This is a genomic window from Deinococcus sp., from assembly GCF_025362455.1.
Taxonomy (GTDB): domain Bacteria; phylum Deinococcota; class Deinococci; order Deinococcales; family Deinococcaceae; genus Deinococcus.
The window spans coordinates 1-7462 of record NZ_JANYGJ010000140.1 but is presented as its reverse complement, the minus strand read 5'-3'; the positions used below and the strand labels follow the sequence as shown (position 1 = coordinate 7462).

Here is a 7462-nt window from a genome sequence, read left to right as displayed (position 1 = left end):
GCGGGCGTGATCGGCTGCTCCTCCATCTTCGGATCGGCAGTGCTCGCCCCGTTCGCCAGGGAAGGAAGCAGGCAGCACAGGAGGCTCGCCGCAACGCGACGTGTTCGGAAGATGAACGGCTTGAACAGAAACAGGTTGTGCATCATGGAGGGCCTCACTGGAGAAGGGGCGACGGTCAAGGATAAGAGCGGCAGCCCAGAGTGCTCAGAACGCATCTCAGAAACCCATACCTAATATATCAGGCCATAATACATTGCGTCGCCTAAAGACAGGTTCTGCGGGACTGTGGCGGCATGGCCCCCCGCAAGCGGATTCCAAAGGAGAGCGAGGTCCAGTTTCGCGTTCAGCTCGGCATGGTGGTGCGCGATCTGCGCAAACCGGAGATGAATCAAGACGATTTCGCCGATCAGGTCGGGGTCTACCGCAGCCACATGGGCCTGATCGAGCAGGGCAAGCTCGACCTGCGGCTCTCCACTTTGCAGGCGCTGGCCGACGCCCTGGGCATGCCGCTGTCCAGCCTGATCAAACGGGCCGAAAAGCGGCAGGAGGGCTAAGGACGGCGGTGACTTGGGCTCCCCCTGCGAACGCTGTTAACCAGCTCCGACCAGGGCTCCTGGACCCAGCATTACCAGGGTCAATCTGACGTGTTGGCTGAGGGCCAGCCGAGCGCAACCATCCGCAGGGACAAATGAACATCCGCCGCTATATAGGCCGATATGGTTGCCTCACGCAGCGCCTCATCCGTCAAGCGGCGACCTCTAAAATCGCGCCAGACGCGGCCCCGGCAGACAGCCACTGGGGCAACCTCACCTGAGCATGCTGAGGTCTACCTCAAGATTTATTTCCGTTTATCCGCACTTCCAGATGTTATGGTTGCGGGGTGCATCAGCATCCAGTTTCGGCCACCCCCGATCCAGACGACCTGGCACGGGTCAGCGCCATTTTCAAGATACTCTCGGAACCCATCCGCGTTCAGCTCGTTTTGCTCCTCATCGGTGGTGAGCGGCCAGTGGCAGCGCTGGTCGAGGCCCTCGGGCAGCCACAGAGTACGGTCAGCCGTCACCTGGGCCTGCTCAGAAGTGCCGCCGTGGTCAAGACCCGCCGCGAGACGACCCAGGTGTATTACCGTCTGGCGGACGCGCACGTGGCGCAGCTCGTCTTGCAGGCGTTCAGTCACGCCCAGCATGAGCGGCTCGGCCTGCCCGACCATCCGGCGATGGACGCCCTGATCGGACGTGCCCGGTGAGCACCCTGCCGATGTTCACCGCGCTGCGTAGTCCCCGCTTCGCCCGGCTCTACGCCGCCCAGACCGTCAGTCAGGTGGGCGACGCCCTGACCTGGGTCGGCCTGGCGCTGCTGGCCTACCAACTGACCGGTGGCGAGGACGCCGCCGTGGTGCTGGGGGCGGCCCTGACCTTGCGGGTGCTGGCCTTCGTGGTGTTCAGCCCGCTGGCCGGGGTGATCGCCGACCGCATCAACCGCAAGTGGCTGCTGGTCGGCTGCGATCTCGGGCGCATGGCGGTGATCGGCCTGCTGCCGTTCGTCCACGCCGTCTGGCAGGTGTACCTGTTGATGTTCCTGGTCAACGCCCTGACCGCCTTCTTTACCCCGACCAATCAGGCGACGGTGCCGATGGTGGTCGGCCAGGCGGACAGCGGCCCGGCCTTCGCGCTGTCGAGCGCCACCACCGAGCTGATCAACATCATCGGCCCCGGACTGGCCGGGATCGTGGCCGCCCTACTGGGAGGTCGTAACCTGTTCTTCGTAGACGCCGCCAGCTTCCTGCTCTCCGGGCTGCTGATCCTGACCCTGCCTGCCCTGCAAGCCGCGCAGGGTGAGGTGCAGCGCAGCACCTGGCAGGGGATTCGAGACGGGACGGCCCGGCTGTGGCGTGACCCGCCGATCCGCTTCGCCCTGCTCCTCGAACTCGTCGCGGCGGTGACCGGGGCGCTGATCCTGGTCAACACCGTCAGCCGCATCCAGGGAGACCTGAAGCTCAGCGAGGCCACTTACGGCTGGGTGATGGCCGCCTACGGGCTGGGTGCGACGCTGGCGTCACTCGTCGTGGGCGTGGTGGGCAAGCGCTGGCCGCGCACCCGCTTCATCCTGATCGGGGCGCTGGTGACCAGCCTGGCCGTGCTGCCCGGCAACATCGCACCTCTGCCCGCCATCCTGGTGCTGTGGCTGCTGGCGGGTATCGGCCAGAACTGGGTCAACTTGCCTGCCGAGACGCTGCTGGCCGAACGCACCGAGGAGGCCGCGCAGGGCCGGGTCTACGGAGCGCACTTCGCCTGGAGCCACCTCTGGTACGCCTTCGCCTATCCGGTGGCGGGCTTCCTGGGCACCCGGCTGCCGCAGCGGGACTTTCTGATCGGGGGCGGCCTGGCGCTGGTGCTGCTCGCGGCGGTGGCCGTGTGGCTGCGTCCGCAGACGGAAGGCCAAACCGCTTCCCGGTCGTAGACTCAAATACTGAAACGCCCGATGTGCTGACTACCACCAGTAACGTGCCTCGTTTAGGGGTTGACATATTGCCAGTTATATGGATGCACAGCAGGAGCGGCTTTGAGACAGAGTCGCTCCGAGTTTTTGATGTATTCAAGTTGAATGCTAGCGCGTTAACGATGGAAAGACGATTCCGATCATCAATTGGGCAACTTCACAGCCCTTCTTGCAATGTAAACCAGCCGCATTAGCATTCTTCTTTGGTGGTGTAAAGTTACGGCCATCAATGTGCGCTTCAACGCTGATTGTCCGGGTGCATCATACTCGGTTCACTTGGCATTCAAGTTGTACCTGGCAACCAAATCATGTTGATTCGCGGGTCAGATTACACACTACGGCAGCCTGGCGTTTAAGGTGCTCCGGACATAGAGCTTAAAACTGATTCGGCATTTCAGGACATAGGCCTGACCATGACCCTACCGAGGCACTCGGGCCGTCAAAGCACTCAGCGCGCCCTGGATCTGGTCCACGCGCCGCCTGACGGTCTCCTGCGAGGCCGACTGCCGGATCGCTTGTGAGGTCAGCGCGAGTTGCTGACCAAGCTGAGCGGCGTCCTGCGGATACAGTTGCCGGAGCGCCCCTAACTCAGACAGTTCCCGCTGGGCCTGCTCGATGGCCTTAAGGCTGGCGGCCTGACTCTGAGCATTGCCGCCCCTCGCCCGTGCGTACTCCAGCCCAACGATCTCGAGCGCCCCGGACGCCCGGCGCAGGTGCAGCGCCTCCGGCTGGAGCAGACTCTGGAGACTACCTTGAGGCGCACTGAGCCGCCCGCCGAAAAACCCCAGCGCGAGCGTGACCAGCGAGGTGGCCACCGTCAGCCAGAGAGCTGCCGGGCCAGATTGTTTGCGGTAGAGCATGCTTACTCCTGACGCACGATCAGCGCCACCTGGGATTCCAGGCGCAGACTGCCGCGCAAGTGCTCGGTGAGGGTGCCAGGGTCATGCAGGTGGGCGTAGTCGCGCAGCCGAGTGGCGCTCAGCACCGCCACCTGCGGAGCGGTGGCCGTGCCCAGGTACGGCGCCAGGCCGGGCAGCACCTCCGAGGGCCTGCCCACCAGCACCACGGCGTTCCCGAAGCGCAGGAGCCGGACCCCGTGCTGGTCGAGCACCACAGCCGGATGCTGGACCCGGCGCCGCAACAGGCCACGCGTCTCGACCCTGGCAGTAAAGAGCGAGTGATACGGCCCGCCGAAGATCAACTTCGCGCCGTCGCCCAACACCAACCGCGCCTGGGCGCTCAGCTCATCCCCGCCCAGCACGCGGGTCCGTGCGCTCAGCGGGTGGGCGCCCACCGCCACGGCCCGCAGGCGACCCTCGGCAGCCAGGTACTCGGTCTCGACCCGCAAGCTGGCCGGATCGGCCCCCAGCCGCACCGCCTCGTCGAGGACGTCCCGCTCCAGCAGATCGGCGATGGTCGGGTCCTGCCGGGTCACCGTGCGCTCACGCTCGACCCGGATGACCGCCAGCGCCGCCCCGATGGACGAGATCACGTCAGCGTTCGCAACGGCCTGAAACGGCACCCCCAGCCGCCGGGCGATGACCGGGCCGAGTACACTGGCCGCGCCGCCCCCGCCGTAGAGCGGTGTTCCCTGGAGTCCATACTCGCGGGCCAGGTCCTGGACCAGACGCACCAGCTTCTCGGCGCTGGCCTCCAGCACGGCGGTGGCCGCCTGGGTCAGGCTGGCCCCCAGGTGAACGCCCAGCAGCGTCAGGGCCAGCCGGGCGCTCTGGGGGTAGCCGTAAGCGCGGCCATTCTCGCCGATGGCGCCCAGCGCATTGGCCGCGCAGGTCGGCGTGATGGCGTAGCGCTGACCGGACGGCACGTCCAGCACCGCGTAGCCGCCGAGCGGCGACCCCGGCAAGCTGATCTCCGTGAGCCTGGCGCCGGTCAGCGCCTCCGGCAGCGCAAAACTGGCGTAGCCGAGCCCGGCGATGTGGGCGCTGCGCGGGCCGACCTCTTCAATTCGTTTCCTGCCCAGCCGGATCAGGCTGCCGCCCGCCACCCCGGCGATGCGGATGTCGGCGGCCCGCAGGCCGGTGGGGGCGCCCAGCACGGTCATGTAGTTCAGGACCGGGCGCCCGTCTTTGATCGCCCCGACGTTAGTGCTGGTGCCGCCGACCTCAAAGAACACGCCGTCCATCAAAGCGCCCCGCATGATGGCGCCGCCCAGCGAGGCGGCTGGGCCGCTGACCACCGTGTGCAGCGGGGTTTCCTCGAAGGCTTGCAGGCTGGCCGCGCCGCCGTCACCGCGCATGATCAGCAGCGGAACACCGGGCAGCCGGGTGCCCACGGCGGCCCGGACATGCCGGGCGGTCCGCAGCATGGTCGGCAGGATGCTGGCGTTGATGGCGGCGCTGACGGTGCGCATCTCCAGGCCGTAACTGCCGCTCAGGTCGCTGCCCAGGGTGACCGGCAGGCCCACAGCGCGGACCAGCTCACCGGCCTGCCGCTCCCGCGCCGGGTCGTCGACCCCGAAAGCTTCGCTGACGGCCACCGCGCTGACGCCGAGCTGCTGCCAGCCGCCCAGAACAACCTGAATCTGCGCCGCGAAATCCGGGCGGTCTACGGCGACAAAGGCCCACTCGGCGCGGAGCCCTGAGGGCGCCTGGGTGACCTTGCGAATCCGGCGCTCGTCCTGGCCCTCACCCAGCGTCAGGATGCCGATATGGGCGGTGTCGCCTTCGAGCAGGGCGTTGGTGGCCTGGGTGGTGGAATGTGCCACCAGCAGTACCGGGGTTTTGGGTGGAAGCGCGGCCAGCACCTGGTCCAGGGCTTCGAGCACGCCTGCCGCCACACCCTGATCGTGGGCGTGGGTCGTCGGGACCTGCGAGATCGCCAGAACCTCACCGTCCAGAGCGAGGGCGACCCCCTTGGTGAAGGTGCCGCCCACGTCGATGCCGATCCGGACGCCGACTTGAGCAGGTGTTTCAGTTGCGCTCAAGCTGGCCTGCACGGCTGCCGCGCCTGGCCCGGCCCGACAGGCGCAGGTAGACGAAGCCCACAAGGTACACCAGGATCATCAATGCCTGGGCACCCAGGGTCTCGGTGGTGGGATGCAGGCCAGTCAGCGCCGCCACATTGGGATCGATCTTCGGCAGGGCGCCGTAAAGGTTGGTGACGTTCAACCAGCCTGCTTCCTGGAAGGCGCGCACGCCGTTACCCACGAAGGCCACCGCGAACAGCGCGGTGACGCCCACCAGCACCGGAAAGAGCCGCTTGGTCGGCAACTTGCGCCCGAAGCGGAACAGCAGCAGGAACGTCACGATCAGCGCGGCCACCGCCAGAGCGATACCCAGATACATGTAGCCCAGCACCGGGCCGCTGGCGACGGTCAGTGCCTGGTAGAACAGCACGGTTTCAAAACCCTCACGGTAGATGGTGGTGAAGGTGATCAAGCCCAGCGCCGTCAGGCTGCCGCCCTGCACCGCCTGCGAGACGCGGGCGCGCATGAATTCCACGCTGCGCCTGCGGTCCGACTGCTGGAGCAGCCAGAACGACAGCGAGAACAAGATCACCACCGCGACGGCGCTGGTCACGGCGCTGATCAGCTCGCGGGAAACCGGCGCGATGGAGAGTACGTAGGTGGCCGCCGCCCAGGTCAGCGCCGTCGCGGCCACGGCTGCCGCGCCTCCCCACCAGACCGCCTGGCGCAGTCGGGTGTTGCGGCTGCTTTCCAGGTAGGCGAAGATGGCGGCCAGCAGCAGCGCCGCTTCCAGCCCCTCGCGGAAGAGGATGGTAAAGCCCCCGGTGGCGGCCAGCGTCGGCCCCAGTATGCCGGTGCCGCTGACGATGCTCTGGGCCTTTCGCAGGCTGCCGCCGATGTCCCCGGCGATCTGCTGAAGCTCGCCCATCGGCTGCCCGGCCTTCATTCCGTTGCGCAGATCGGAAAAGCGGTACTCCATTTCCAGGATCAGGTCGGGGTTGAGCACCCGCAGCGGCGGCTCGGCGTACTCGAAATGGTCGAGGTAGGCGCTCCGGGCGGTCCGGAACGCCTGTTCACGGTCTCCCTGCCGGTACTCGCGCAGCGATTGGGTGACCAGGTCGCCCGTGGTCCGCAGCTCGTCAGGGACGCTGATGGCCGGGACCGCCAGGGCCGCATTGAAAAGGGTCAGGGCCAGCAGCGTCAGCAGCAGTCGGAACAGCTTCACTGGAGCAGCCCCTGCGCCGTGCCCAGATCCCTGAGGGTCGCGTCCAGGGCGGCGCTGAACTGAGCTGCCGGAACTTTCTGCCTGATCAGCGCCCGCAGACCGGTTTTCAGGGTCTGTTCGAGTTTCAGTTCCAGTGGCCTGTTCTTCAGCGCCAGTGGGCGTTCGAGTTGCTCGAAATGGTCGAGGTAGGCGCTGATCACCGCCTCGTTGGCGGCGTCGGCCATGCCGCCCCGGTAGTGGCTGCGGGCCTGGCCCAGCAGGGTCTGGATGCTGGCGAAGTCGGCGCCTGGCCCGGCGGTGGGGGCGAGCGTCTCGCCGCTGATCTCGGCGAGTTCGGTGCGGGCGCGGTCAAGCTGGGCGTTGAAGAGTTTCGGGTCGGCTTTCGCGAGGTGAAGCGTCCTGGCCTGCACCAGGGCGGCGGCGGCCTGCCCACCCTGATCGGCGGGGAAGCGGGCTTTGTACTGCGTCAGCCAGCCGGTCGCCCGCGCCAGGTAGAACTGGGCGTCCTGATACTCGGTGAGGTTGCTGACCTGACCGCCCACCACGCCGCCGCTGTATTCCGTTTTGGTATTGCCCAGGATGGTCGAGGTGACCCGCGCCCCGAACGCGGGAGTCTGGCGGGTCGCCGCCGGAACCGTCGCGATGGCCGCGTCCACGTCTGTCGAGAAGGTGCCCAGCGCCCGCTGGAGGGCGGCGGCAGGCTGACTGGCAGCCAGAACGGCATTGATGGCCTGGTAATCCTTCAGGAAGCGGGCCTGAAGGTCCGGCGTCAGGTCCGCCTTGACCGCCTCGTACAGCTCGTTGGCCGGATG

At 66.9% G+C, this 7462-nt stretch carries 7 protein-coding genes; 3 read left to right on the top strand and 4 right to left on the bottom strand.

What is annotated here, in order from left to right; all coding sequences use genetic code 11:
• The first annotated feature begins 293 nt into the window (after nt 1-293).
• The 3 genes from Q0R23_RS11190 to Q0R23_RS11180 all read left to right on the top strand — a co-directional run bounded on the left by Q0R23_RS11190 (nt 294) and on the right by Q0R23_RS11180 (nt 2460).
• Nucleotides 294-554 carry a helix-turn-helix transcriptional regulator gene (locus tag Q0R23_RS11190; RefSeq protein ID WP_293913049.1) on the top strand — a complete coding sequence of 87 codons (261 nt, stop codon included), beginning with the start codon at nt 294-296 and terminating at the stop codon, nt 552-554.
• A 326-nt stretch (nt 555-880) separates the two neighbouring features.
• Nucleotides 881-1246 (top strand): metalloregulator ArsR/SmtB family transcription factor, encoded by a 366-nt coding sequence (locus tag Q0R23_RS11185; RefSeq protein ID WP_293913047.1) that lies wholly within the window; start codon nt 881-883, stop codon nt 1244-1246.
• On the top strand, nt 1243-2460 hold the full coding sequence (locus Q0R23_RS11180; protein WP_293913046.1) for an MFS transporter: 1218 nt from the start codon (nt 1243-1245) through the stop codon (nt 2458-2460). The genes Q0R23_RS11185 and Q0R23_RS11180 overlap by 4 nt, the downstream gene beginning before the upstream one ends.
• A 458-nt stretch (nt 2461-2918) precedes the next feature.
• Here Q0R23_RS11180 and Q0R23_RS11175 read toward each other — a convergent pair whose 3' ends face one another.
• From Q0R23_RS11175 to Q0R23_RS11160, 4 genes are all read right to left on the bottom strand, one after another.
• The gene (locus Q0R23_RS11175; RefSeq protein WP_293913044.1) at nt 2919-3359 is read right to left on the bottom strand and encodes a hypothetical protein; all 441 of its coding nucleotides are present in this window, start codon (nt 3357-3359) and stop codon (nt 2919-2921) included.
• A 2-nt stretch (nt 3360-3361) separates the two neighbouring features.
• On the bottom strand, nt 3362-5443 hold the full coding sequence (locus Q0R23_RS11170; protein ID WP_293913042.1) for a hydantoinase/oxoprolinase family protein: 2082 nt from the start codon (nt 5441-5443) through the stop codon (nt 3362-3364).
• Nucleotides 5430-6650 carry an FTR1 family protein gene (locus Q0R23_RS11165; RefSeq protein WP_293913040.1) on the bottom strand — a complete coding sequence of 407 codons (1221 nt, stop codon included), beginning with the start codon at nt 6648-6650 and terminating at the stop codon, nt 5430-5432. Before Q0R23_RS11165 ends, Q0R23_RS11170 begins: the two co-directional genes overlap by 14 nt.
• Nucleotides 6647-7462: hypothetical protein (locus tag Q0R23_RS11160; protein ID WP_293913038.1), on the bottom strand; the 816-nt coding region annotated here is incomplete at its 5' end. The genes Q0R23_RS11160 and Q0R23_RS11165, both read right to left, overlap by 4 nt.

Coding starts and splice junctions, on each gene's coding strand:
- Q0R23_RS11190 (WP_293913049.1), top strand. CDS start 294: ATGGCCCCCCGCAAGCGGATTCCAAAGGAGAGCGAGGTCCAGTTTCGC.
- Q0R23_RS11175 (WP_293913044.1), bottom strand. CDS start 3,359: ATGCTCTACCGCAAACAATCTGGCCCGGCAGCTCTCTGGCTGACGGTG.